This window comes from Ruminococcus sp. RTP21484sp1_RTP21281st1_A8_RTP21281_210402 (genome assembly GCF_040914025.1).
Lineage (GTDB): Bacteria > Bacillota > Clostridia > Lachnospirales > Lachnospiraceae > Blautia_A > Blautia_A faecis.
In genome coordinates, this window is the sequence record NZ_JBCPGE010000021.1 from 14,614 (window position 1) to 39,607 (window position 24,994).

A 24,994-nucleotide genomic window follows, 5' to 3' on the forward strand; every position below is an offset into this window, starting at 1 on the left:
TTTTCAGGCAGTTGTCTTCTCTGCCGTAAAAGGCAGTTTTCGCTCTGCAACCTGCTTCAATAATGCCTCACTATGAGATACCACGATCAACCCGATTTCCCGCCTTTTTACTTCATCCAGCAGAAAATTCCAGATCTGGCTCTGCGTGATGAGATCCAGCATGGTACTGATCTCGTCTGCAATCAGAAACCTTGTCTCTTTTCCCAGTGCTCTTGCAATACAGAAACGCTGCAATTCCCCACCGGATAATTCCTGAGGATACCGGTTCAGCCAATCTTCTTCTATCCCCAGCCCCTCTATGATCCGATTTTCAACCTGCCCTCCATCAGACAAAATTTTTTCCATTTTCAGTCTGGGATTCACAGTCCTTTCCGGATGCTGCCAGATCATCTGCACCGGACAATACCCTTTCTTCGGCAAAGGCTTTCCATCCAGCAAAATCTGTCCTTTGCAAGGTTCCAGGTAACCCGCCAGAATTTTACACAATGTGGTTTTTCCATAGCCACTTGGTCCTGGCACCCACACTCTTTCGTTGTTTTCCACTTTAAATTTTATATTTGAAAAAAGTTCTGCACCTTTTCTCTCATAAGAAAATGAAATATCTCGTGCTTCCAGAATCATTTTATATCTCCTGTTATAGCTATTCAGTAGGCAATATACATTAAAGTCATTCCATATCTGACTTTACTATGAAAGTCCCGGATTACGAATGCTGTCTGTAGCTGTGGGAGTGCCACAGGCACACAACCGCTGACTTTCCTATATAGTAATGTCGCCGATAGGTGGTATTTCCGTTTTACATGCAATACCGGATACACCTGACACTTCCGCATCCAGCCTCCAACATAGGTATTTCCCCCTTGCATTCTTCCCGATACCAGCTGCACCTTGGTCCAAAAGGACATCCCTGCGGCATATCTTTCACATAAGGCTGGGTTCCGTCAAGAGGAGTAAAGCCATTCTGCGGAAGTGCCCGCCACAATGCTTTTGTATAAGGATGGCGCAAGGTCTCTTCTGAACGAAAATCTGAAACCGGGGCCTCTTCCACTGTTTTTCCTGCATAAAAAACAACGATCCTGTCAGCAACTTCCAGTGCCAGCTCAATCTCATGAGTAATCAGAAGAACTCCATTTCCTTCATCTGCAAATTTTCTGAAATCCTCCATAGACTTTTTTGCAAGTGTCAGGTCCATGCCAGGCGTAGGTTCATCCGCAATAATAAGCTTTGGATTTTCCATTAATGCAGTAGACAGCAAAATTCTTCTGGTCATTCCTCCAGAACACTCGAAAGGATATTTCGTTTCAGTTTCCTTAGGCAGACCATACCTGCGGAACAATTCCGATTGCTTTTCTGCCCCTTTTCTTCCTCTTTTTCCCCAGACCTGTTTCCCCACTTTCATAAGCGGATCCAGATATAAGGTGCTCTGAGGCACAAAAGCAATTTCCTTTCCACGAAGTTCACTGATCTTCTTTTCGTCCATCAATTCACCCTGGAACTTCATAGTTCCGGATACATTTGCATTATAAGGCAGAATTCCCAAAATCGCATGTGCCAGAAGACTTTTTCCGGAACCGCTGGAGCCGACTACAGCCACCAGTTCCCCTTCCCTCACTGCAACAGATAAGCCTGAAATCACGGGAAGCCAGCTCTGTCTGCTGGTTTTCCCTTTATATTGGAGAAAGGAAACGGAAAGCTCTTCTATTTCCAGTATTTTTTTCTTATTTGTACAACTCATATTTTTTCATACGCTGCTGTCTCTTACCGGACAGTCCCTCCTGCTATTCTCTATTTGTGAACACTTCCCGGATCCAGAAGCTGACGAAGAGCTGTACCGCCTTTTTCAAACAGCACAACCGTAAGAACCAGCATCATTCCAGGAAATACAGCCAGCCACCATTTGCCCATGATCAGATAGCGCATACTTTCTGATAAAATAACTCCAATCGCCGGCTGCTCCGTGGAAAGCCCGAAGCCCAGAAATGTAATACTGGACTCATGAAGAATTGCGTGTGGGAAAAGCAATACCAATCCAACAATAAACTGGGGCAGAACATGGGGAACTATGTGTTTTTTCGCAATCTCCCATTTGCCCAGCCCAAGCTTTCCTGCGATCTGAATATATTCACTTTCCCGAAGCTGCATAACCTCTCCTCTGATCAGCCTTGCCAGAGATGTCCAGTGCGTCAGCGCCACACCTGCAATCACTCCCTTCAGCCCTTTTCCCATAGCATAGGAAATCAGAAGCAACAGCAGAATATGCGGAATTCCCATAACAGTGTCAATTGCAAAAGAAATGGCAGAGTCCACCTTTTTTCCAAGAGTTGCTGCACAAATTCCAAGAATCAGTGCCATAACTGCGCTTACACCTGCTGCCAGCACGCCAATAAGAATACTCATAGATAAACCTGTAAGAGTACGGTAAAACATATTTCTGCCCAGCCAGTCCGTACCAAAAGGATATTTCAGACAGGGGGCAATATTTTTTCTGGAAAAATCGGTCACCATAGCGGCATCATGAAGCACCACCCCAAGTATGGCTGTCACCGCCAGAAAAGCTACAGAAAAAATCAGCAAAAGCCTTGCTTTCTGCCGCTGGTTCAGCCTTGTCCTCTGCTTTTCCACGGCTCCCGGGCTGCCCTTTGAACAACTGTTTTTCATTACACCTTCGCTCATAGTCCCAGCCCTCCCTTCCGGATTCTGGGATCAACAACTCCATACAGTACATTTGCCAGGAAATTTCCCAGAAAAACAATGGCTGCTGTTATCAATGTAATTCCCATAAGAAGAGGCACATCACTGCCAGTTCCCGCCGCTACAGCCGCCTGTCCCAGTCCCGGATAGGAAAATACCTGCTCCACAAGAACCGAGCCTCCTATGATCTCACTAACAGATGCAAACTGCAGGGTCATGGCCGGAAGCAGCACATTACGAATGCCATGGCGAAGAATGATGCTTCCGGTTTTCTCTCCCCGCGCCTTTGCAAAAAGGATGTAATCGCTTTCCATTATATCAATCATTTTTTCCCTGGTATGTAATGTGATATTCGAAATTCCGGTTATGCTTAAAGTGACTGCCGGAAGAATGGCATGGCGCACTCTGTCCAAAAAGGTAACACCGCTGGCTTCTACTCCAATAGGAACACTAAGTCCAATGGGAAGGATTTTCATCCAGACTCCAAAAATGATCAACAGCAAAAGCGCCAGCCAGAAAGAAGGAGTACTGGCAATCACCAACGAATAACCTTTTATGATCTTATCCGGCAGCCTGCCCTGAAACACCCCTGCAATTACCCCCAGAAGGAAACCCACCAGGCCGGAAACCACCCACGCCAGTCCCATAAGAAAAAGAGAATTTCCCAGCTTCACTGCAATGACCTTTGTCACCGGCTGCCGGTATAACAGAGAAATTCCCCCATCTCCCTTTATAAATGCATTCAGCCAGTTCAGATATCTCTGCACTGGCGGTTCATCCACGCCCCAGTAGGAGCGCAGCTTTTCTTTTTGTTCTTTACTCATACTGCCCAGGGCAGCCTGCCCCACATTGGCCTGTAACGGGTCAATGGGGGAAGCTGATACAAGGGCAAAGGTAAGAATGCTTACTGCAAAAAGCAGTAATATGATTCGTAGCAAGTTCTTTCCTGCGTAAATACCTATACGTTTCATCTTAATTTATCCGTTTCGTTTTTTCCTACTCTTCATACCTGATATATGTACAAAAAGCATTCCTTATTGCTTTCTTTATTCCCACTCCCACTGGTCAACGTTGTTTACAATAGACCAGCCATGGCCATGAGGATGTAATTTCTGATCTGCCACTTTCAGACCGTCACGTACAAAATAAAGATGGTCAATATTGCACAGCCAGATCCACGGAATATCCCCTTCCTGTGTAATTCCTGTGTTTCCGTCCCACTGGGCTTTTTTCCAGAGATCGTAGGATTCTTCCAGATTGCTGCTTGCAAGTGCTTCGTCCATGTATTTGTCAACTGTCTCATTTGCATATGGAGAATATTCCGCACTTCCGGTATCTTTGATGGTGTGATAAATATTGTAAAGCTCCATAGGGCTATGTGCTCCCCATCCCCATATAAGCGGTTCTGACTGTGCCTGATCGTAGGCGGTATCCCAGCCAACACCAGAAGTAGTTACATCAATTCCAAGCTCACGCAGCTGATTCGCAGAGTCTTCTGCAAGTGCCTGGCGCACAGAATCTCCATTTGAAAACATAATGGTAAGCTCTGCTTTTTCCCCATCTTTTTCTCTTATTCCGTCATCGCCTTCTATCCAGCCTGCTTCTTCCATCAAAGCCTTCGCTGCATCAAGGTCATACTCTGTAACAGCATCCTCGTTGTACCATGGCATTTTGTCGCAAACGCTATAGGCTACTGTTCCATAACCATTGAGTACATTTTCAATCATCTCCTCGCGATCAATAGCAAGATTAATTGCACGTCGTACCTTCACATCGGAAGTCAGACTGTTTCCATATGTGATACCGTCCTTTTCTTCTGGTTCTGTACATGGAAGATTAAAGCCACGGTTATCCACAGTTGCCACACTCAGGAGTTCATATCCGTCAATTTCCTGGTCACTGTAAGAGGCTGCTGTGTGAGCTACATCTGCCTGTCCGGACATTGCCGCTGCCATGGCTGCATCTTCTTCCATAAACAGCACCGTCAGTTTTTTGATCTTTGGTTCTTCTCCGTAGTAATCCGGGTTTGCTTCAAAAATAACCTGCTGGCCTTTGTCCCACTGCTTCATAATATAACGTCCGGAACCAATTGGATTCTGTCCATAATTTTCATCATAGGCATGCTCTGGTACGATTCCTACAATTGCCATGGTGTATGGCCAAATGGAATATGGCTCATTCATATGAAACTCTACTGTTGTATCGTCCACTGCAACCGCTTCCTTCAACATGGTAAAATCGTTTACAGAGCTTTCATCACGACAGGTATTAAAGGTAAAGGCAACATCAGAGGCGGTCAATGGCTCTCCATCTGTAAACTTCACATCATCACGAATTTTTACTGTCCAGGTAAGACCATCGTCACTGCAGGAATACTCTGTGGCAAGATCATTTTCAATTCCAAGGTCCTTGGTGGTACGAACCAGGGTACTCTGGATCAATGGCTCATGAACATGCTCTCCGGCTCCCCATCCGTAAGCCGGATCAAAACCGGATTCCGGTTCTGATGTGGTTGGCATTGTAACTACCACAGACTGATCCTCCGCACCAGCATAAACATTCCCGGCTGGTACAGCCAGCAGCATGGCCGCTGTACATAATAAACTGATTACTTTCTTGATTTTCATAGCAGTTCTCCCTCTTGTTTTTATTATCATCAGAAATATTATTTTCTGAAGATTACTGACTCTTTTTTCTCCATCCCTCATTTCTTCTCAGAGCGTGTCTGAAAAAGGCTTTCTGCAAGATGTACATCACAATTTGTGGAGATTTTTCCCGAATCCGAGTGAAATATACCGCAAAGTGGAGCGTGCAGACTGCGGAATTTTTTTCAAATACGCTCCAGATAAGAAAGGCAGTTATAAGCTTTTGTCCTATAACTGTCTTTCTATAGAAGGTCTGTATTTACATGTAATAATGAGTGGAGGTGTTACATGTAACTATGTATAAAAATTCGCATTTCAGGCATTTTCTGCCTTGCTGCTGAAACCTATTGTACCAGAATCAACAGGTATCACAAGCTCCCCAGGGGGATATTTACCCATTCCCATTTTGCATATTTTTCTGCTTTTATGGAATATCTTACAAGGAAATTTCAAGAAAAAAAAATCCTGCTTGCAGGATTCTCCGACTGCGGTGGGGCGCCTCGAGCGGCAACTCCCCTATCGTCGCAGTGCAATCCTGCCCGGCAGGGCTTTCTTCTGTGCTTATTTTACTCAAATACTGCATCCACCAGCTTCTTTGTATACGCCTCTTTCGGCTCATTGATAATAGCATCCGGCTTCCCGCTCTCCACCACTTTTCCGTCATACAGAACCAGCACCTTATCGCAGAAGCTCTGTACAAGTGCAAGATTATGGCAGATAAATATAAAGGATAAGCCATGTGTATCCTTCAGCTCTTCCAGAAGCTCCATGATCTGCTTCTGAATGGTCACATCCAGTGAGCTGGTAGCTTCATCGCAGATCAGCACCTTCGGTTCCACTGCCAGTGCCCTTGCAATTGCAGCTCTCTGGCACTGTCCTCCACTGACCTCATGTGGATATCTTTTAGCCAGCTCTTCTTCAAGTCCGCACTGTTCCAGCAGTTCTTTCACCCTTATTGCAATATCGGCCTTCTTCATGCCGCGATTTCGAAGGCTCTCTCCGATTCCGTCTCCCAAAGTTCTTCTCGGATCAAAGGAACCTGTCGGATTCTGAAAAACCATCTGGATATTTCCATATACATCCCTTAACTGGCTCTGTTTTAATTTCGTAATGTCTTTTCCCTGGAATTTCAAAGTACCATCGGTAATATCCGTCAGCCTTGTGATCATCTTCGCCAGTGTACTTTTTCCGGAGCCGGATTCGCCAACAATTCCAAGTGTTTCTCCTGCCTGCAAAGAAAAGCTTACGTCATCCACAGCTTTAAAAGGCTCTTTTCCCCTCTGCGCAAATACCTTCGTTAAGTGTTCAGCTTCCAAAAGTGTGTTCATGATCTTTCCTTTCTCTTAAGCCTTGGAACTGCTGCCAGCAGCTTCTTCGTATAGGGATCCTGTGGATGGTTCAACACCTTTTTTGCCTCTCCATATTCCACCATTTTTCCATTCTTCAGAACCAGAACGGTATCCGCCATTGCCCGAACTACACCAATATCGTGGGTTACAATTATAATTGCTGTTCCAAACAATTCCCTGAGCTTTAACATTTCTCTTACTACCTGACGCTGAACCGATACATCCAGTGCACTTGTAGGTTCGTCTGCCAAAAGAATCGGTGGATTCATCAGCATGGAAATGGCAATCCCTGCTCTCTGGTTCATTCCGCCGGATAATTCAAAGGGATAGCTGTCCCACACGCGCTGACTATCTTTAAAATTCAGCTTTTCAAACAATTCCATGGCACGATCCTTTGCTTCATTTCTGCTCACTTTCTTATGGGCGCGCATACTCTCATAAATCTGGTCACCAATCGTACGGATAGGGCAAAGAGAGGCTCCTGCATCCTGAAAAATCATGCCGATTCCTGCTCCCCGGATTTTTCTTTTTTCCTTCTCTGAAATATCCAGAATATTCTGTCCCATATAACAGATGTCGCCTCTGGTTACCAGGCCTCCTGAACCAAGAAGTCCCATAGCAGCTTTGATCAGTGTACTTTTACCACTTCCGGATTCTCCTACAAGCCCCAGGATTTCGCCCGGTGTAAGCGAGAAGCTTACATCATGGACTACCGCTTCCCCATCAAAGGATATCTCCACCGAATCATAGATCAGTATTTTATTCTCCATTGTCGCGCAAACTCCTCCTTGATATCCCAAAAATATTTCTGCCAGCTGCGTGTATTATCCATACAGGGCAGCTGGCTCTCATTTGCACCATAGGCAGGTCAGACTCACAAAGCGTATTTTTCCTTAGTTAATATCCAGATCTGCTGTCAGCTCATAATAATCACAAGGATGGGCCACAAGACCGGTTACATTTGACTGCATGATCATACTCATTTTAAGATGAGAACAGAACACATAAGCATTGTCATCCAGAACGGTCTGTTGCATCTGAATTCCCAGTTCAGAACGTTTTTCCACATCAAATTCTTTTCTCAGCTCTTTTGCAAGCTCTTCCAGCTTATCACTGTGATAATGTCCATTATTGGAAACAGAGTTATCCAAAGCACAGGTTGTGAAGAAATTCTCCGGATCTCCTGTTGGGGCTGTTACCATGGCACTTGCGTATACGTCCCACTGTGCAGGATCTTTACGGATAGTATTACTGTCAGATGTGCAGTTAACCTGAACATCCATACCAATCTCTTTCAGAGTTGCCTGGGCTGACTCAGCCAGCAGCGGAAGCTCCTGACGGCTTGGATAAGTAAGCCAGCGGATCACAAGCTTCTCGCCATCCTTTTCACGGATTCCGTCACCATCTGAATCAACCCAGCCTGCATCTTCCAGAACCTTTTTGGCTCCATCCGGATCATAGCTCTCTGTAGTCAGATTCTGTCCGCCAAATGAAAAAGTATCCGGGAATGCACCAACTGCAGGATATCCGTATCCATTCAGAAGTACGGATACGAAGCTCTCTTTGTCAATTCCCATGGCAATTGCCTTGCGGACTGCCGGATCAGAAGTTACCGTACTTTCAAAATTCATCCATGCATAGAATGCGCGGCTTGTTGCAGCACTGGAGAACGTAAAATCATCATTCTCAAATAAAGGATAGCTTGCATATGCCATACCATAGGCAGCATTGATTTCACCTGCCTGAAGTGCAAATGCCAGTGTATCACCATCGGAAATGGTGCGGACGGTAATTTCATCTACGTTTACATCGCCATTCCAGTAGTTTTCATTTTTTACAAGATCAACATGATCGTCTGTTACAAGGTCTGTAGCCACATAAGGACCTGTACCGATTACAATGCCATTGTCGGTAATTCCCGCCTGCACATCAATAATACATCCATACGGGTCACACAGATAATTGATCAATGCCGGTTTCGGCTCTTTGGTCTTAATGGTAACCACATTTCCATCTGCCTCAATACTGTCAATGCAAAGGTCCCCCGCTGCTCTTTCATGATTTTCAATCAGAGACTCCAGGCTTTCCTTTACCGCCTGTCCATCACAGACACGCCCATTGGAAAATACAACACCATCGTTCAAAGTAATTTTCCAGGTCAGCTCATCTACATTTTCATATTCTTTGGCAATCCATGGTTCAATTTCCATGGTATCGGAATAGCGGAACAGGGTTTCGCCGACACCATAGCGGATGCAGGCCCAGCCGGCGTAGGTGTTCTGTGGATTGATATCCGCTTCTTCATTCTCCGCATTAAAGGTGGTATCACCAAATACAAATGTTTTCTTTTCTTCAGCCATTGCAGGCACTGTAGTTAATCCCATTGTCATACAGACAGCCAGTGCAATTCCAAGAATCTTCTTTGTTTTCATTTACATTCCTCCTCGTGTTTATTCATACTCTTATATTTAACATGCTTTTTTCCAAAGCTTACATATTTCATTTCCGCTTTGACAGCACAAAAGAGTTCAAAATTGTGTTTTGGAAGCCGCGTATTTCAGCCTCTGACTGTCTCGCATCACTTGATCCGGCTATTCTTCGGATCCAGGTAATCCCGGACGGTATCTCCCAGCAGATTAAAAATAACCACCGATATAAAAATCGCAATTCCCGGCGACAGAACCACCCATGGATATGTCTGGATCATACTTCGTCCACCGCTCATCATGCTTCCCCACTCAGCCATTGGAATCTGCGCTCCAAGACCCAGAAAGGAAAGTCCTGCCAATTCCATCATCATGGTCCCAATATCCAGCATAGCTGTTACCAGAACCGGTCCGATCATATTTGGAAGAACATGTCTAACAAGTATCTGAGCAGAGCTGTCCCCAGCCAATATCGCCGCATGGATGTAAGGTTCCTCTTTCAAAGCCAGTGTCTGACTTCTGGCTATACGTGAATACTTTGGCCAGCTGACCACTGCCAGCGCAATAATAGCATTTTGGATACCTCCCCCAAGAATGGCCGCGATCGCCATTGCAAACACCAGCCCTGGAAATGCCAGACAGACATCAGAAATTCTCATCATAACAGAATCCAGAATTCCGCCATAATAGCCACAGCATAATCCCACAATCGTACCAAAAATGGAAATCACAGCCACCAGTATAAAAGTGGAAAAAATACTGGCTCTTGCTCCGCTGATCACCCGGGACAGCATATCCCTGCCATAAGTATCTGTCCCCATTGGATGCTGAAGACTGGGTGCCTGAAGGGCGCTGGAAAGATCCTGGGCGTAAGGGTCATAAGGACAGAGATGGTCTGAAAAAACTGCCAGGACTACAAGACAGCCAGCCAGAACGCTGAAAATTATCAGCTTTTGTTTTATATGGATCTTTCTAATCCTCTGCACACGCACGGTTACGTGCTTTCCATTATCTGTGCTTTGCCCATTTTTCAGCACTACACTTTCTTTTTGACATCTACCTTGTTCTTTCTTACCCATCTTTGCCAGTATTTTACTTTCCGTTTTCTTTTCTGGCACTTCGTCCATTTTTTTTACACTCACTGCTTCGCACCTCCCAGACGGATTCTCGGATCAAGGAACCGGTAAGACAGGTCTGTGAGCAGATTTACCAGCACATAAATGATCGCCATCCACATAACATACGCCTGAATAATGGGATAGTCGCGCATGGAAATAGCATCTACTGCCATTTTTCCAACACCGTCCCACATGAAGATGGACTCCACAATTGCCGTACCGCCAAGGAGGTTTCCCACTGACAGCATTAACAGGGTAATGACCGTAACCAGGGATGCTTTCATAATACTTTTCCATAGGGTAACAGAAAACTTCACCCCACGGGCACGGGCACCTGTTACATAATCCTTACTCAGCTCATCTAACACAGTAGCCCTTACCTGCCGCAGATATTTCGCAGACATGGCAATGGCCAGGGTTATGGCCGGCATTGCAACACTTTTCAGACTCACATCCTTGGCAATAACAGGAAAAATCCTGACTTGGATTGCAAGAAAATACATAAGCAAAAGTGATACAAAGAAATTAGGAAGACTGTTTCCTATAAAACTGCAGAAACGAATCAGGTAATCAACAATTGTATTCTGCTTCACCGCAGACAAAATTCCCAAAGGAATCGAAATAATAATAGTAAGCAGAATGGAAGTAGCCGTAAGAAGCAGGGTTGCCGGCAGTTTTGATATAAAAGTATCAAAGACCGAAACTCCTGATACATAGCTGTTTCCCATATCTCCACGCAGCAGTTTTCCAAACCATACAAAATACTGGGTTAAAAATGGCTTATCCAGCCCCAGCTCTTCTCTTGCCGCATCCAGTGCAGCTTCTGACACTACCCCTCCTGTATTCTCCATTTTCCGCGTTACAACATCACTTCCTGCAATGCGCATCATTCCATAAGAAAGAAAAGTAATTGCAAACAGAATGGGAATCAGCTGAAGGATACGTTTGATTGCATATTTTTTCATTTAATTGTCTCCATTCCATACTGTACAAGTAGGTTTTCACTCATTCTTTCATCCCTTGGTGTAGTTTAGCAAAATAAAAAACAGCCTACAACCCGCCCAGGGGGTTATAAGCTATTCTTATTTGGAATATATTTTCAATTTTCAGGAATACCTTTTCTCTATTTATGCAGACCGTCACACGTTCCTTTAGCCGATTCTGCTTCGTTTTTCTTTTATCCCTCTCATATTCAGCTGCCATTCTCCAGCTTCAATTTTTCCCTTAAAAATCCCAGCAATTCCTCCATCAGCTCATCCGTCTCGTCATTCTTTCTTCTGATGTATCCGAAAACCACCTTATTCTTTTTGAATTCCAGCGGAATGCCTTTGTTTGCTGCCTGTTTATCATTGGAAAGATAACTGCCGCTGATATTGCAAAGTCCGGTCTCTTTCAACATCTTTTCCATAATGTAGTCGCTGTTTGTAATAATGGAAACATTCAGATTTTCCCAGCTGAACACACTACGTTTTTCTTTCTCTCCCAATTCCAGAAACTCATCACGGAAGTTCTGGATAAATCGGAAGTTCTTCATCGCTTCCATATTTACGGTCTGTGCTTTCTCTCTGTCAGCTGCTTCCTGATCCAATATATTCAACTTTCCCGGATAAAATGTCGCCGTACTTTCCTGCATAACGGTAAAAACCAGCTTGTTTTTCGCCAGCTCATACTGGAATTCCTTTTTTTGCTGTTCCATCACGTATACAAAGCCAATGTCTGAAAGGTAATCCCGAACACGTTCCATGACCGTGCGCACACCGGCTGTATAGATTTCAAAATGATAATCCTTGTCATAATTTTCCTTATAAAACTCCACAAACTGATTCGTAAACCAAGAACTGGGATTCAATGAAATCCGTAGATATTTTGCCATATTCCCATGGCTCATCTCTTCCAGTATCCGGGAATCATTTATGATCCTGCACGCATATCGGTATGCCTCCCGGCCTTTCGCCGTAAGCGCAATTCCCCTTGGCATACGCTCAAACAATACAATTCCCATTTCCTCCTCCAGCGCTTTGATTGCCTTGCTCACACTGGGCTGAGTCGTATAAAGAAGCTTGGCAGCCTCGCTGATAGAGCCAGTTTCAACACACACTATAAAATATTTCAGTTTCTTCAGATCTAACATAGCTATTCCCTCTCTGGCGAAAACTTCAGTCTTTTTACATCTGCTTTCGTTCTGTTTTTATGTTTCCTCATCTACATCCAGCGCAAATCTGCAAAAATCCCCTCCACTGACTGCAAGATCAATGTCACTCGTCCTTTTGAAATCTCCACGCGCCCTTGCCCTAAAGAGAATTATCAAGCCTCACTCCCACCAGATTTCTTTCTTCCACTTTACCATATCTTCCTATTAAGTCAAGCTGTGTACTTTCAATTTAAGCAGGTTATAGGAATTCCCTATAGCCAGCTATCTTTATTCCATATTAGACAAGGTCAGATTTCTATGCTATCATTCAATCCATATTAATCCTAGTTATTAAATAGGGAATAGAATAAGAGGAGGATACAATTATGAGAAAAAGCATCTTGACTTTAGGAATTGCAGCAGTATTAACAGGAGTTCTGGCAACATGCAGTATGGCTTATGCAGCTGATGACGAGCTTGCGCAGATTCAAGAATCAGGAAAACTGAAAGTCGGTGTGGAAGGAACCTATCCTCCATACACCTATCATGACGACAACGGAGAGCTTACCGGATTTGACGTGGAGGTAGCAAAGGCAATTGCAGACAAGCTTGGTGCGGAAGCAGATTTCACAGAATCTGACTGGGATTCCCTTCTTGCAGGAATTGACAGTGGACGTCTTGATACAGTTATCAATGCAGTAAGTATCACACCTGAGCGTGAAGAGAAATACGATTTCGCAGGACCATATTTCTACATCACACAGCAGATCGTAGTAGCCAAGGACAATGATGATATCGTAGATATGGCTTCTCTGAATGGAAAAAAAGTAGCAAACACTGCCACAACCGCTTACCTTGATATTCTGGAAGACGCCGGTGCATCTCTTGTACAGATCAGCACAGCTGACGAAGCGGTTTCCCTGATTGAATCCGGACGTGCCGACTTCACAACCTTTAACTCTGTTGTATTCAATGAATACCTTCAGCAGCACCCGGATGCAAATCTGAAAGTTGCTTTCGTAATCCCGGACGTTGTGGATACCTACGCTGTCCCGATCAAGAAAGGGGAAACAGCTTTATATGATGCAGTTCAGAACGCTATTGACGAACTGAAAGAAGACGGAACTTTAAGCAAGCTTTCTGAGGATTACTTCGGCACAGACTTCACACAGCCACAGGATGAAAATGCAGCAAATACAGACACCGCTTCTGAGGATGCAACAACAGAAAGCACTGATGAAAACTAATTACTTTTCCACAGCTGTTGTCCAGAACAACAGACAATCATCCAACAATTGAAAGTAAAAGGAAACAATTATGAGTGAACGTTTAGCAGGGATTCTGGTATCTTCTTTCACCAGAATCCTCATACCCGGAATAAAAGTTACAATCCCCCTTACCTTATTATCCTTTGTTTTTGGCTGCATCATCGCCCTTTTTCTGGCCCTGGTACAGATTGCCAATGTAAAAGGCCTGAAGCAGTTCGCAAGATTTTACATATGGGTCTTCCGCGGAACCCCACTTATTGTACAGCTATTCATCATCTTCTTTGGCCTGCCGTCTGTCGGAATTATCCTGGACGCTTTTCCATCCGCTGTGATTGCCTTTGCCCTGAACCTTGGCGCTTACAACGCTGAGATTTTCCGATCTGCAATCCAGGCGGTACCAGAAGGACAGACAGAAGCTGCTTATATGGTGGGTCTGAGTTACCGCCAGACCATGACCAGGATTGTAATGCCCCAGGCATTCCGAATCGCTTTTCCACCACTATTTAACTCACTGATCGGACTTACCAAGGACACTTCCCTTGCCTCCAGTATCACAGTTGTGGAGCTGTTCACCACCGCACAGCAGATTGCCGCCAGAACCTACGAGCCCTTCGCCCTGTACTGCGAGGCTGCTGTTATTTACCTTATGATCTGTACCGTACTTACATGGGTACAAAACTATTTTGAGAAAAAGCTGGTATGGAATGCTCCTGCGCCAGTGAAAGGAGAATAATCATGTCTTATATTTCAAAAATTGACCCGGAAACAGCAGGCGAAAAAGAGAAAGAAGTAATCAGGAACCATCTTGCACAAGGATACAGGCTCACTAATGAAAAGCTTACTCTTCTCCATAATGCAGAAGCCTTTAAAGCCATTGAAGACAGCTCCTACTCCCTCGACCGGGAACTGCAGAGACTGATTGGAAAAAGAGCTGGTGACTTCTTTGAATATGCAATTTCCGAAGAAAATGACTGCCTGGTATGCAGTACTTATTTCAGAAAGCTTCTGAAAGATAATGGTATTGATTTCGACAATTTTCAATTTACAAAGAAGGAAGAATTACTTATTTCTTTTGGCCGCGCTCTTGCAAAAGATCCGAAAAATATTCCGGATGAAATCTATACTGAATTAAAAGAAGAATTTACAGAAGAAGAAATCGTAGTTATCACAGCTATGGGTGTGCTGATGGTTGCCAATAACTACTTTAATGATATTTTAAAGATCGAAGTATAATCAATGTCGCCTTCGGCAGCATCACCATATGTGAACAACTCGTATTTTATATCATTTGCTACAGAAGAAAGACTTTTAAGTTTCTTCATAATACCCTGTTATCAATTACCAAATTTCTATATAAGAATGTGAGAAAAAAATATGCTGGAAGTAAAGAATATCCATAAAAAATTCGGGACAAACGAAGTATTAAAAGGTGTTGATTTCAAAGTTGAAAAAGGTTCTGTGATCGCAGTTCTGGGAAACAGCGGTTCTGGAAAGACAACCCTTCTCCGCTGTATCAGCTTTCTGGAGCAGGCAGATAAAGGAGAAATCACCTTTGATGATTTCCATAAAGATATCACTGCTGTGACCAGGAAAGAGATCCGGCAGTTACGAATGAAAATGGGCTTTGTCTTCCAGGGATACAATCTTTTCCGCAACAAAACAGCACTTGACAATGTACTGGAGGGTCTTACCATTGCCCGTAAGATTTCTCCCGAAGAAGCGAAGAAAAAAGCTATGGAAATGCTGGAAAAAGTAGGCATGGCAGACCGCGCCAACTTCTATCCAGACCAGCTTTCCGGTGGGCAGCAGCAGCGTGTGGCTATCGCAAGAGCCATTGCCTACAATCCGGAAGTAGTTCTCTTCGACGAACCAACCTCCGCCCTTGACCCAAGACTTACCGGCGAGGTTCTGGATGTTATGAGAAAGCTTGCCAACGAAGGAGCCACCATGGTCGTAGTCACCCACGAAATGGATTTCGCCAGAAAAGTTGCCAACTGGGTAGTCTACATGGAGGACGGTGTTATCGTAGAAGAGGGACCATCCAAAGAGTTCTTCTCACAGCCCAAGAGTGAGAAAACGATGGCATTCCTCCATATGACAAGTTCGGATTATGTGATTTGATAACTTTCTTTTTTTGATATCCCTTTTCCCCCAAAATGTGCCTGGGAAATAAATTCCGGGCACATTTTTTATGTCATCATATATTTTTCAGGCTTGTATAACTATGATACCTACGGATTGTTTCGTGCGCTGCACTCCCACAAGCCTGCTCAATATTCGCATATCGTGAAGCATACGCTCCATTTTTATGCTTTCTTTGCTGCAATGGCAAACATCGGAGTTGGATTATAAAATTCATCCTTCTCTTTATAAACCCGTCTGCTCAACCCCAGATCAATGGAAATCTGTTCCATTCCTGTTTTTCCAAGCTCTTCCACGTCCCAGGCCGGGCGGAGGTAGGAGCTGATGGGCAACTGACGCTTGATATCTTCGCACTCCTGCATCAGGGAATTTCCAAGCTGGTTGTGGGCGTGATTTTCTGGGAGATCAGAGGTTTCAGCAAAGTTTGTGGCACCATAGTTGGCGTCAAAATTCAGGAGAAGTCCACCTGGTTTTAACACTCTTGTCCACTCCTTATAGGCCTGTGCTGCTTCCGGTAAAGTCCAGGTCAGGTTCCGGGAAATGACTACGTCGAAGCTTTCGTCCTGGAAGCTTAAATGCTCTGCATCCATCACCTGGAAGTCACAGCTTACCTGCTCTTCTTTGGCAAGAATCCGGGAGTTTGCAATCATGTCCGGAGTAAGATCTGTACCGGTTACATGGTGTCCCTGTTTTGCAAGAAGAATGGTAAAAAAGCCGGTTCCGCAGCCCACATCTAAAATTCTAAGCTTACCATTATCAGTCTCTTTTTCCTTAATTTCTATGACTGCTTCTTTTCTTTCTTTGCTTTCATCCTCAATTACAGGTTCTGTATTTTTTCCGTTATTCAAATATTTTTTATCAGTAAGTTTCTGAGCTTTTTCTTCAGAGCTTAACGCCTTTTTGGGAAGATATTTCTCAATTTCTTCCAGCCATCTATCCGCTAATGGACTATGTAATTCCGCTCTTCTCTGCTCCAGGAAACTGTCGCTTCGCTTTGTCCAGTAAGCTGCAATTTTCTCTTTTCGGTCGTCTTCCTCGTAGCTGATCCGACCGTAAGCTACCATCGGACCATCCTTAATTACCTGCAAAGAGCCCGTCTGATACAGGATCACTCCATCTCCATAGGAGGTACAGGTTTCCAGAATATTATCCTCATAATCCTTTACATATCCAAGGATTTCGCCTTCTGTAAACAGGTCTCCTGCCTTCTTCTGGGGATACCAGAGTCCCGTATAAGAGGCGGATTGATACTGCACATCCGTTACGTTTAATGGATAATATTTCCGCATACTTCTATGTCCGTCATAAATACCGAGGAACCGTAAAATACTGCGTACATCACGCTTCATAGAACGCACTTCCTCTGTCTCCCAGGCTCCCATTCCGCCCCGTTCCAGAAGCACGGAAGGGATGCCGCAGGATGCTGCATAATTATAGCTTCCACCAGACGATACCTCAGATTTTACCATGTAAGGAACATCCACCTGCTCTGCCATCTGACGGGAAATTTTCATCACTTCCGGGGCTGCTTTCCCTGCATAATACACATAAGGAGTCAGCTTCTCATAGTCGTCACCGCTGTGAAGATCAATGTAATAATCTGCCACTTTCTGCAGTTCTTCTACCACTGCTGAAGCCAGTCTTTCATACTTTGTACCATCTTTTTTTCCTGGAAAAACCCGGTTCAGATTCTCGCCGGTTGCTCTGCAAAGAGAACCGTGACGGTTCTCAAATTCTTCTTTCGCCACTACCTTTACAATAATTACCGTTCCGGTCATTTTCTCAATTTTCAAATCTCTTCCAAGCTCTACTGCACTCTGGATTCCCACATATTCTCCTGCATGGATACCAGCTGTGATAAGAGCTGTTTTCCCTGTTTTTTCTCCCCTTATAATGGTTGCAGGAAGAGAAAATTCTCCATTTCCAATGGAAACAAAGCCATGGACACGCTGCCCTGGTGCCGCACTTAAGCCACCTATATTTATTATTTCACTCATTATTTTCTACCTTTTCCAATAATATCTTTACAAATAATTTTCCTTACAATCCAATAAAAACTTATCTTATTTTTCAAATACTCTAATACTTCATTCTTACAACCAATACCGCTTTACTTCTCTTTAAATTCGTACAAATTTCTGCATATCACTGATAATATCTTTTTCTATTTTACAGCCTCCACCATAAACATGGGTGTAGATTCATAATTCAGCTTCTCTTCCTCACTCCACACCTGCTGCCAGATGTCCTCATTCACCTGAATCTGCGCTGCTCCAAGCGCTTCCAGTACCTTCACATCCCATCCCGGACGCTTGGTCTCAGACAGTGGAACCTGCAGTGCAATTTTCTCCATTCGATCAATATCTGTGCACAGATAATGGTCATCCAGGCTTCCTTTTTCCACATTTTTGCGGTCGTTCTCGTAAGCCTCACGCTTCTTATCATCATAGAGATATCCATACCAGTTGGCATCAAAATTCAAAAGCTTTCCACCTTTTTTCAGAACCCGAAGCCACTCTTTATAAGCCATTTCCGGATGGGGCAGATTCCAGGTCAGGTTTCTGGAAATGATCACGTCAAAGCTCTCATCTTCAAACTCCAATGCCTGGGCATCCATTCTTTTAAATTCAATATTCCGGCTCTTTTCTCCGATAAATTTCACAGCATTTTCTGCAGCCTTTTCCAGCATTCCCGGAGTGTAATCTATGGCTGTTACATGATATCCTGCTTCCGCAAGGATCATAGGGAAAAAGCCTGGTCCAGTACCGATATCCAGAATTCTCAGGTGATCCTTATATTTGTCTGTATGTTGTTTTTCAGAAAATTCTTCTTCGAAAGCTTCTTTTTCCACAGAATTGTTTTCTGAATCCTCATTTTTCCCAGACCTTTTTCCAAAAAATCCGCGTTCCAGAGTATCCAGCCATGCCCTTTTCTGCATCCCATTCAACTCTTTTTCATTCACCTCAGAATACCCCTCCGCCCGGGTACTCCAATAGCTCTCTATTTCATCCAATAATTTGTCCAATTTCAAATCCTCCGCATTTAACTCTAATGTTAAAATTTTATCAAAACCAGTTTTCTTCCGCAAGCCCCCCGGGGGGATGGAACTCTATATAAAAAAACAGACAAATCTGTATCTCTACAAACTCGCCTGCTCTCTTTTCTTTTTTCCTAAAAGGGAATTTCAACTATTACAAATGCTTCTCCAACAATACCAGCTGCACATCCGGTATCCCGTTAAATTCTGTAGGCACAATCCCGATTTCCTTATATCCAAGCTTCTTATACAGCCCTCTTGCAGCGACATTTCTTGCATTAGTATCCATCCGAAGTTCCGGACAGCCGTGACTTAAAGCGTAATCCTCATAGAACTTTACAAACTTCTTGCCATAGCCTTTTCCAGATGTGGAGGGGGAAACTACCAGAGTGTGAAGGACGCAGACCTCCTCATCCCTGGCTGAAAATTCCCAAGCGCCTTCTGCATAAGAATCCACCTGCGCTTTATTGATTCTGGCCGCTCCCAGGATCTCCCCTGCATCCTCCAAAACAAACAAGTCATTGGCATCTAATGCAGCCTGTGCCGTAGCTCTTGTAGGATACACGCCACGGATCCATCCAATGGTCTGCTGACCTGTTTCTTCTGCCGTATGAATGTCATTGTAAAGCTGTTCCACTGACGCAAGGTCAGCCTGCGTTCCCTTTCGAATTATCATTTTCTGTCACTCTCCTTATGCAAAATATAATGTTTTTCTTCGTCTCGTAAAAAGCCCTATCTGCTTCTTTTTAATACTGTTCATAGCTGTCAGGCTCCTGGATATATCTGGGATTTCATGAGCATACTGGCTATATTTTTTCAGCCGCAATTTCATCAATTCTCACAAGCTCTTCCTCCGTAAATGGTGCACAGTGGATTGCTTTTATGTTATCAAGGATCTGCTGTGGTCGTGATGCTCCAATGAGTACACTGGTCACCTCCTGCTGTGCAAGCAGCCAGCCAAGAGCCATCTCCGAAAGCTTCTCGCCACGCCCTGCAGCCATATCATTCAGCTCCCGGATCTGCTGCAAACGTTCTGGCGTCAGATTGCTTTCCTTCAAAAATCTGCCGTCTGTACGGATACGGCTGTCTTCCGGAATACCATTAAGGTAGCGGTCTGTAAGCTGTCCCTGCGCAAGAGGACTGAAGGTGATCAGACCTTTTTTCAGAATTCCTGTGGTCTTTTTCAGTCCATTTTTCTCCACAGTTCTGTCAAAAATAGAATAACGATTCTGATTAATTACAAAAGGACAATGCATTTCCTGCAAAATCGACGCTGCCTGTGAAAGTGTTTTTCCATCGTAATTGGAAAGTCCCACATACAGGGCTTTTCCGCTCTGCACTGCACTGGCCAGCGCTCCCATGGTCTCTTCCAGAGGGGTCTCCGGATCCATTCTATGATGGTAAAGAATATCTACATATTCCAGTCCCATACGCTTCAGGCTCTGGTCAAGACTTGCCAGAAGATACTTGCGGCTGCCCCAGTTCCCATAAGGACCATCCCACATTTCATATCCTGCCTTGGTAGTAATGATCAGCTCGTCCCTGTATTTTCCCAGATCTTCTTTCAGAATCCTGCCGAAATTAATCTCTGCACTCCCCGGCTCCGGTCCATAATTATTGGCCAGATCAAACTGGGTAATTCCATTGTCAAAAGCAGTAAAGCACAGCTGTCTCATATTCTCAAAATTCGCTGTATCTCCGAAATTATGCCACAATCCCAGTGACACCTTCGGCAGCATAAGTCCGCTGTCACCACAACGGTTGTATTCCATTATGGTGTAACGTTCCTTTGAAGCAATGTACATAATAAAAACCTCCCTGAAAACGATAATTAGTTTTAGTATACTACCCGGAAAATAATTTGTCATTGGAAAATATGACTGTTTATGGTATTACTGTTCGGAACGTGTTACTGTTCACTGGTAATATTCCGCGAGGTGTTTTTGAGAACAAAGTTCACAGAAAACCCGAGAATTAAGTTTGCGCAGCAAACGCTACTTCTTGTGCTTGTCACAAGAAGGTTCGTCTTTCTGTGCATTGCGAAGCGCGTTACTGGTCACGGAGTGAACAGTAACCGGAACGTTACCAATAAGCAATAACAAACAACTGGTAGATTGTTGACTACAAACCGCAACACAGAATTGAACAGCAGGGATTATTTCAAAAAAATAATTGCCCCAAACGGTAAACTATGGTATTCTATAGGTATTATACTTGTACTGCTACACAAGCAAGAAATTGAGGTGATTTATCGTGAAATCTAATGAATCTGCTGAGAACTATCTGGAGACCATTCTTATTCTCAGCAAAAAGAAACCTGTTGTGCGTTCCGTTGATATTGCTGATGAACTTGGATTTAAGAAGTCAAGCGTCAGTGTTGCTATGAAGAACCTTCGTGAAAAGAACCATATCACTGTCACTCCAGAAGGATATATTTATCTTACCGAATCCGGACAGAAGATTGCAGATATGATTTATGAGCGACATGAATTTTTATCCTCCTGGCTGATCAGTCTGGGTGTTGATCCGGAAACTGCAACCTCCGATGCATGCCGTATCGAGCATGTCATCAGTCCAGAGAGCTTTACCGCTATCAAGGAGCATCTCTCTCCTGGTAAATAAATTATACGCATTGCGTTTTTGCATTGCATTTTCTTACAATTACAGAAGCTCATTGACTGCTGTACGCAGCAATCATAAAGACCTGTACTCCAGATAAAACCAATGACAAGGTTCCATCATTGTATAATTTTATCCGGATACAGGTCTTTTTTATTTATATACTTTTCCTTATTTCACCAGATAATATCTGGCAGAAAATGGTCCCATTTTAAATACTGCTTTTCCGCCTGTAATTACCTTTTCTTTTTTCGTGTAGCGCTTTTTACCGCCATATTTCACCATATCACTTGCAAGGAGAAGCTCATATCCGGCATAATCTTTTTCCAAAGTGTATTCCTGGATTTCGTCGGAGAAATTGAACACAGCCAAAATTTTCTGATCCCCACTGATTCTTTCAAACAGATACATGCACTTCTGCTCCTGATGGCAATCCACCCATGAGAAACCATCCTGGCTGAAATCTCTCTGGGAAAAAGCACTGTTCTTCAGATAGCATTGGTTCAGATCTGCCATGAATTTATGAAATGCTTCATGAACAGGGAATTTCAGCAAAATCCAGTCCAACTCATCCTTTTCGCACCATTCTTTCAGCTGTGCCAGCTCATTTCCCATGAAATTCAGCTTTGCACCCGGGTGCGCATACATATACATATAGAAAGCTCTTGCCTGTGGAAATTTCCCATCATAACCACCGTTCATCTTCTGGGCGATGGTTGCCTTTCCGTGGACAACCTCATCATGGGACAGCGGCAGGATATAGCGCTCATTGTAAAAATACATCATAGAGAATGTCAGCTTGTGATATTTTTCCTGTCTTTCTTTTGCATCTGCCTGAAAATAAGACAGAGTATCATGCATCCATCCAAGATCCCATTTGTAATCAAATCCAAGTCCGCCCTCCCATACCGGCTTTGTCACACCCTGATATGGAGTGGAATCCTCGGCAAAAAGGAGGCAGTCAGGGATTCTTTCCTTTAAGCCCTGATTCATGGTACGGATAAATTTCAGAGCTGCCAGGTTTTCTCCACGGCTTGCGTCCCCCTGCCAGTAAATCAGATTTCCTACTGCGTCCATGCGAAGGCCATCGAAATGGAATTCATTCATCCAGTAATAGGCAGAGGACTGCAGAAAACTGCAAACTTCTCCTCTGGAATGCATAAAATTGCAGCTTCCCCATTCGTTGCGGCCAACTGCCATGTTTGGATATTCATAAAGGGCTGTTCCGTCATATTCTGCCAACGCATAATCATTCACTGCAAAATGCACTGGAACAAAATCCAGAATGACCCCAATTCCAGCCTGGTGGCACTGGTCTACAAATGCTTTCAATTCTTCCGGCTTGCCATAGCGGGAGGTTGGACTGAAATATCCTGTATCCTGATATCCCCAGGATTCGTCGCATGGGTACTCACAGAGAGGCATGATCTCCACATAATTATAGCCGTGTTCCTTCAAATAGGTGATAAGGATCGGTGCCAGTTCCTCATAGGTGTACCAGTCTTCCTGTCCTTCGCCTCGTTTTTTCCAGGAGCCAAAATGCATTTCATAAATGTTTACTGGTTTGTCGTAGCTTGCTTTGCGGTTTTTCAGCCATTTGCTGTCGCCAAATTCATAACCGCCAAGAGCATAGGTCTTTGAAGCAGTGCCTGGACGCATCTCGCTATAAAAAGCATAGGGGTCTGCGTGGTCCACGAAGGAGCCGTCCTGACGGTAAATTCTGTATTTATACATCAGGTCAGAGCCTACATTATTCATGGTGCATTCCCAGAAATTGCCATCATGAACGCGGTTCATAGGAGTCTCTGTCCAGCCGTTGAACTCACCAATTACAGATACTCGCTGCGCTGCCGGGGCAAATGTACGGAAGGTGGTTCCGCCATCCCATACGTGAGCACCAAGGTACTGATATGCTTCAAATTCTTTTCCTGTATAAAAGTTGTAAAAATCCATGTTTTTGCTCTCCCATTCATTATAAAAAGATATTAGACAGTAGTTGTTTTTCTCTGTATAATAAGTATAATTGTGTAAATAAAAAATTGCTACCGACGAAAAAAGACATTAGTTGGATTTCCAACGTTTTTTGAAATGTGTCGGATTTCTTTATAACCTATTTAGTGTGTTGAAAGTTGTTCAAGGCGGACGCACTCGGACAATGGTGATTGCTCACTCGCCGGCGCAACGCTCCAGCGAACTAACTGCTAACTGCGACTAAATCGTTCAGGAGAGCCTTCACGATTAAGTCGACCTAAGCAGTGGATTTCGCCTACGCTAAAACCGCGCCTGAAATGGCTCGCTGGAGCAATCACCATTGCCCGAATGCTGTGTACTGGCTGGACTTATTTGTACATAGTAACTTTCAACAGGTGGGGTGAGTGAGTGATTGGTTTCCCTATACTGTATCGGAAACGAAAGTTTATGGAAATCTTGCCGGAAATTAGCGGCTTTTATAATTTCTATGAAGTATTTGCACATTCTTAGGGCTGTTTTGCAAACAAAGAACTTGACATATTATTTTATGTGTCTTCGATACCCCATTTAGATGGTTGATACTTCGCAGCTTTATTGGTTTTACCTAATCTATCATTGGCAAGAAAGTTTCGGGAAAACAATCACTCCCCCTCCCCTCGTTAAAAGTTCCTAAATAACCTCAGTTCCAGCCGACACACAGCATTTGGGCAATGTGTATTACTTCAGCGAGCCATTTCAGGCGCGTTCTTAGCGTAAGCGAAATCCAGCGCTTACGTAGACTTATGCGTGAGGGCTCTCCCGAACGCATTAGTCGCAGTTAGCGATTAGTTCGCTGGAGCGTTGCGCCGGCGAGTGAGTAATACACATTGTCCAAATGCGTCCGCATTGAAGAACTTTTAATCAACTAAATAGCAAATTAAAATAAAGGATAACGCTATATGGATATTAGAATTGAAAAAACCAGACAGAGTATTATAAATGCTTTTATAGAGTTGCGTTCTCATAAGGAGCTGGAGAGGATTACGATTAAGGAGTTGTGTGAGAAAGCGCAGATTAATAAGTCTACATTTTATGCACATTATCAGGATATTTATCATCTCTCGGATACATTGGAAACGGAAGTTGTGGTATCAATTATGGAGAATCTCACTCATCCGGAGAGAGTACTGGACGATACTGCTTTTTTTTCCAGGGAACTGTTTATGGGGTTTCTGGCAAAGGATTCGCTGATCGGGATTTTGTTTTCGGGAAGCAGGAGTAAATGCCTGGTGCAGAAAATTGAAGTTGCTTTAAAGGAGCTGGTGTTTAGAGCTTACCCTCAATATCGGGAAGACAAGGACATTAATATTATGCTCACTTACATTCTATATGGATGTTATTATGCGTTTTATGAAAACCGAAAATATGGAGATGTGCCAGTGCTTTCCAGTATTACAGAACTTACAGGCAAGACGGCGCAGGCAGCATTAAAAATGATAAAAAAATAAAAGCACCTCAATGCACGCAACATTAAATATGATAAAAAACTAAAAGCACCCTCGAAGTGTGCAACTTTGCAACTACTAAACAGTCACCTATTTTCATCGCAGGAGGTCAA

The 24,994-nt window shown here is 43.8% G+C and carries 23 protein-coding genes; 7 read left to right on the forward strand and 16 right to left on the reverse strand.

Features of this window, described 5'->3' with window-relative positions; translation table 11 throughout:
- Window positions 1-3: 3 nt before the first annotated feature.
- The 5 genes from AB5170_RS11440 to AB5170_RS11460 all read right to left on the reverse strand — a co-directional run bounded on the left by AB5170_RS11440 (window position 4) and on the right by AB5170_RS11460 (window position 5,318).
- On the reverse strand, window positions 4-621 hold the full coding sequence (locus AB5170_RS11440; protein ID WP_148461111.1) for an ABC transporter ATP-binding protein: 618 nt from the start codon (window positions 619-621) through the stop codon (window positions 4-6).
- A 175-nt stretch (window positions 622-796) separates the two neighbouring features.
- Window positions 797-1,735, reverse strand: coding sequence for an ABC transporter ATP-binding protein (locus tag AB5170_RS11445; RefSeq protein ID WP_368361311.1), 939 nt, complete (start codon window positions 1,733-1,735; stop codon window positions 797-799).
- Between the two features lie 50 nt (window positions 1,736-1,785).
- Complete coding sequence (locus AB5170_RS11450; protein WP_243879989.1) at window positions 1,786-2,673, reverse strand: ABC transporter permease; 888 nt, start codon at window positions 2,671-2,673, stop codon at window positions 1,786-1,788.
- A complete protein-coding gene (locus tag AB5170_RS11455; RefSeq protein ID WP_173769336.1) occupies window positions 2,670-3,662 on the reverse strand; it encodes an ABC transporter permease in 993 nt (330 codons plus the stop codon). Before AB5170_RS11455 ends, AB5170_RS11450 begins: the two co-directional genes overlap by 4 nt.
- 75 nt (window positions 3,663-3,737) lie before the next feature.
- On the reverse strand, window positions 3,738-5,318 hold the full coding sequence (locus AB5170_RS11460) for an ABC transporter substrate-binding protein (protein WP_368361312.1): 1,581 nt from the start codon (window positions 5,316-5,318) through the stop codon (window positions 3,738-3,740).
- A gap of 98 nt (window positions 5,319-5,416) precedes the next feature.
- Between AB5170_RS11460 and AB5170_RS11465 the strand changes: the two genes are divergently transcribed.
- Window positions 5,417-5,584, forward strand: a complete 168-nt coding sequence (locus AB5170_RS11465; RefSeq protein WP_368361322.1) for a DUF6783 domain-containing protein — start codon at window positions 5,417-5,419, stop codon at window positions 5,582-5,584.
- A gap of 318 nt (window positions 5,585-5,902) precedes the next feature.
- Here the strand turns inward: AB5170_RS11465 and AB5170_RS11470 are convergent, their stop codons facing one another.
- The 6 genes from AB5170_RS11470 to AB5170_RS11495 form a co-directional block, all read right to left on the reverse strand.
- Complete coding sequence (locus tag AB5170_RS11470; RefSeq protein WP_173734841.1) at window positions 5,903-6,664, reverse strand: ABC transporter ATP-binding protein; 762 nt, start codon at window positions 6,662-6,664, stop codon at window positions 5,903-5,905.
- Window positions 6,661-7,455: an ABC transporter ATP-binding protein gene (locus AB5170_RS11475; protein WP_368361313.1), complete on the reverse strand. Its 795-nt coding sequence runs from the start codon at window positions 7,453-7,455 to the stop codon at window positions 6,661-6,663. The genes AB5170_RS11470 and AB5170_RS11475 overlap by 4 nt, the downstream gene beginning before the upstream one ends.
- 123 nt (window positions 7,456-7,578) lie before the next feature.
- Window positions 7,579-9,117, reverse strand: coding sequence for an ABC transporter substrate-binding protein (locus AB5170_RS11480; protein WP_195477660.1), 1,539 nt, complete (start codon window positions 9,115-9,117; stop codon window positions 7,579-7,581).
- Window positions 9,118-9,263: 146 nt separating this feature from the next.
- A complete protein-coding gene (nikC, locus tag AB5170_RS11485) occupies window positions 9,264-10,253 on the reverse strand; it encodes a nickel transporter permease (RefSeq protein WP_347709144.1) in 990 nt (329 codons plus the stop codon).
- Entirely contained in the window at window positions 10,250-11,194 is a 945-nt protein-coding gene (locus tag AB5170_RS11490; RefSeq protein WP_173770983.1) for an ABC transporter permease, read from the reverse strand. The genes nikC and AB5170_RS11490 overlap by 4 nt, the downstream gene beginning before the upstream one ends.
- 227 nt (window positions 11,195-11,421) lie before the next feature.
- Window positions 11,422-12,360: a LysR family transcriptional regulator gene (locus AB5170_RS11495; protein ID WP_173770984.1), complete on the reverse strand. Its 939-nt coding sequence runs from the start codon at window positions 12,358-12,360 to the stop codon at window positions 11,422-11,424.
- Window positions 12,361-12,746: 386 nt separating this feature from the next.
- Here AB5170_RS11495 and AB5170_RS11500 point away from each other — a divergent pair, with 386 nt between their 5' ends.
- From AB5170_RS11500 to AB5170_RS11515, 4 genes are all read left to right on the forward strand, one after another.
- On the forward strand, window positions 12,747-13,607 hold the full coding sequence (locus AB5170_RS11500; protein ID WP_195477658.1) for a transporter substrate-binding domain-containing protein: 861 nt from the start codon (window positions 12,747-12,749) through the stop codon (window positions 13,605-13,607).
- 70 nt (window positions 13,608-13,677) lie between these two features.
- Complete coding sequence (locus tag AB5170_RS11505; protein WP_148461103.1) at window positions 13,678-14,361, forward strand: amino acid ABC transporter permease; 684 nt, start codon at window positions 13,678-13,680, stop codon at window positions 14,359-14,361.
- A 2-nt stretch (window positions 14,362-14,363) separates the two neighbouring features.
- Window positions 14,364-14,861: a hypothetical protein gene (locus tag AB5170_RS11510; protein ID WP_173769344.1), complete on the forward strand. Its 498-nt coding sequence runs from the start codon at window positions 14,364-14,366 to the stop codon at window positions 14,859-14,861.
- 141 nt (window positions 14,862-15,002) lie between these two features.
- On the forward strand, window positions 15,003-15,749 hold the full coding sequence (locus AB5170_RS11515; protein ID WP_368361314.1) for an amino acid ABC transporter ATP-binding protein: 747 nt from the start codon (window positions 15,003-15,005) through the stop codon (window positions 15,747-15,749).
- A gap of 185 nt (window positions 15,750-15,934) precedes the next feature.
- On the opposite strand, the gene AB5170_RS11520 is transcribed toward AB5170_RS11515, so the two are convergent.
- The 4 genes from AB5170_RS11520 to AB5170_RS11535 form a co-directional block, all read right to left on the reverse strand.
- Complete coding sequence (locus AB5170_RS11520; RefSeq protein WP_368361315.1) at window positions 15,935-17,767, reverse strand: methyltransferase domain-containing protein; 1,833 nt, start codon at window positions 17,765-17,767, stop codon at window positions 15,935-15,937.
- A gap of 167 nt (window positions 17,768-17,934) precedes the next feature.
- Window positions 17,935-18,795 carry a class I SAM-dependent methyltransferase gene (locus AB5170_RS11525; RefSeq protein ID WP_368361316.1) on the reverse strand — a complete coding sequence of 287 codons (861 nt, stop codon included), beginning with the start codon at window positions 18,793-18,795 and terminating at the stop codon, window positions 17,935-17,937.
- Window positions 18,796-18,961: 166 nt separating this feature from the next.
- Entirely contained in the window at window positions 18,962-19,483 is a 522-nt protein-coding gene (locus tag AB5170_RS11530) for an N-acetyltransferase family protein (protein ID WP_368361317.1), read from the reverse strand.
- A gap of 130 nt (window positions 19,484-19,613) precedes the next feature.
- Complete coding sequence (locus AB5170_RS11535) at window positions 19,614-20,612, reverse strand: aldo/keto reductase (protein WP_368361318.1); 999 nt, start codon at window positions 20,610-20,612, stop codon at window positions 19,614-19,616.
- 448 nt (window positions 20,613-21,060) lie between these two features.
- On the opposite strand from AB5170_RS11535, the gene AB5170_RS11540 reads away from it, so the two are divergent.
- Complete coding sequence (locus tag AB5170_RS11540) at window positions 21,061-21,429, forward strand: metal-dependent transcriptional regulator (protein ID WP_118578152.1); 369 nt, start codon at window positions 21,061-21,063, stop codon at window positions 21,427-21,429.
- Window positions 21,430-21,597: 168 nt separating this feature from the next.
- Here the strand turns inward: AB5170_RS11540 and glgB are convergent, their stop codons facing one another.
- Complete coding sequence (glgB, locus tag AB5170_RS11545; protein ID WP_187565079.1) at window positions 21,598-23,379, reverse strand: 1,4-alpha-glucan branching protein GlgB; 1,782 nt, start codon at window positions 23,377-23,379, stop codon at window positions 21,598-21,600.
- Between the two features lie 956 nt (window positions 23,380-24,335).
- On the opposite strand from glgB, the gene AB5170_RS11550 reads away from it, so the two are divergent.
- Window positions 24,336-24,884: a TetR/AcrR family transcriptional regulator gene (locus AB5170_RS11550; protein ID WP_148461099.1), complete on the forward strand. Its 549-nt coding sequence runs from the start codon at window positions 24,336-24,338 to the stop codon at window positions 24,882-24,884.
- Window positions 24,885-24,994 lie beyond the last annotated feature (110 nt).

Excerpts from the sequence above, each read along its gene's own strand:
- AB5170_RS11440 (WP_148461111.1), bottom strand. The coding sequence starts at position 621 with ATGATTCTGGAAGCACGAGATATTTCATTTTCTTATGAGAGAAAAGGT.
- AB5170_RS11445 (WP_368361311.1), bottom strand. The coding sequence starts at position 1,735 with ATGAGTTGTACAAATAAGAAAAAAATACTGGAAATAGAAGAGCTTTCC.
- AB5170_RS11450 (WP_243879989.1), bottom strand. The coding sequence starts at position 2,673 with ATGAGCGAAGGTGTAATGAAAAACAGTTGTTCAAAGGGCAGCCCGGGA.
- AB5170_RS11455 (WP_173769336.1), bottom strand. The coding sequence starts at position 3,662 with ATGAAACGTATAGGTATTTACGCAGGAAAGAACTTGCTACGAATCATA.
- AB5170_RS11460 (WP_368361312.1), bottom strand. The coding sequence starts at position 5,318 with ATGAAAATCAAGAAAGTAATCAGTTTATTATGTACAGCGGCCATGCTG.
- AB5170_RS11470 (WP_173734841.1), bottom strand. The coding sequence starts at position 6,664 with ATGAACACACTTTTGGAAGCTGAACACTTAACGAAGGTATTTGCGCAG.
- AB5170_RS11475 (WP_368361313.1), bottom strand. The coding sequence starts at position 7,455 with ATGGAGAATAAAATACTGATCTATGATTCGGTGGAGATATCCTTTGAT.
- AB5170_RS11480 (WP_195477660.1), bottom strand. The coding sequence starts at position 9,117 with ATGAAAACAAAGAAGATTCTTGGAATTGCACTGGCTGTCTGTATGACA.
- AB5170_RS11490 (WP_173770983.1), bottom strand. The coding sequence starts at position 11,194 with ATGAAAAAATATGCAATCAAACGTATCCTTCAGCTGATTCCCATTCTG.
- AB5170_RS11495 (WP_173770984.1), bottom strand. The coding sequence starts at position 12,360 with ATGTTAGATCTGAAGAAACTGAAATATTTTATAGTGTGTGTTGAAACT.
- AB5170_RS11500 (WP_195477658.1), top strand. The coding sequence starts at position 12,747 with ATGAGAAAAAGCATCTTGACTTTAGGAATTGCAGCAGTATTAACAGGA.
- AB5170_RS11505 (WP_148461103.1), top strand. The coding sequence starts at position 13,678 with ATGAGTGAACGTTTAGCAGGGATTCTGGTATCTTCTTTCACCAGAATC.
- AB5170_RS11510 (WP_173769344.1), top strand. The coding sequence starts at position 14,364 with ATGTCTTATATTTCAAAAATTGACCCGGAAACAGCAGGCGAAAAAGAG.
- AB5170_RS11515 (WP_368361314.1), top strand. The coding sequence starts at position 15,003 with ATGCTGGAAGTAAAGAATATCCATAAAAAATTCGGGACAAACGAAGTA.
- AB5170_RS11520 (WP_368361315.1), bottom strand. The coding sequence starts at position 17,767 with ATGAGTGAAATAATAAATATAGGTGGCTTAAGTGCGGCACCAGGGCAG.
- AB5170_RS11530 (WP_368361317.1), bottom strand. The coding sequence starts at position 19,483 with ATGATAATTCGAAAGGGAACGCAGGCTGACCTTGCGTCAGTGGAACAG.
- AB5170_RS11535 (WP_368361318.1), bottom strand. The coding sequence starts at position 20,612 with ATGTACATTGCTTCAAAGGAACGTTACACCATAATGGAATACAACCGT.
- glgB (WP_187565079.1), bottom strand. The coding sequence starts at position 23,379 with ATGGATTTTTACAACTTTTATACAGGAAAAGAATTTGAAGCATATCAG.
- AB5170_RS11550 (WP_148461099.1), top strand. The coding sequence starts at position 24,336 with ATGGATATTAGAATTGAAAAAACCAGACAGAGTATTATAAATGCTTTT.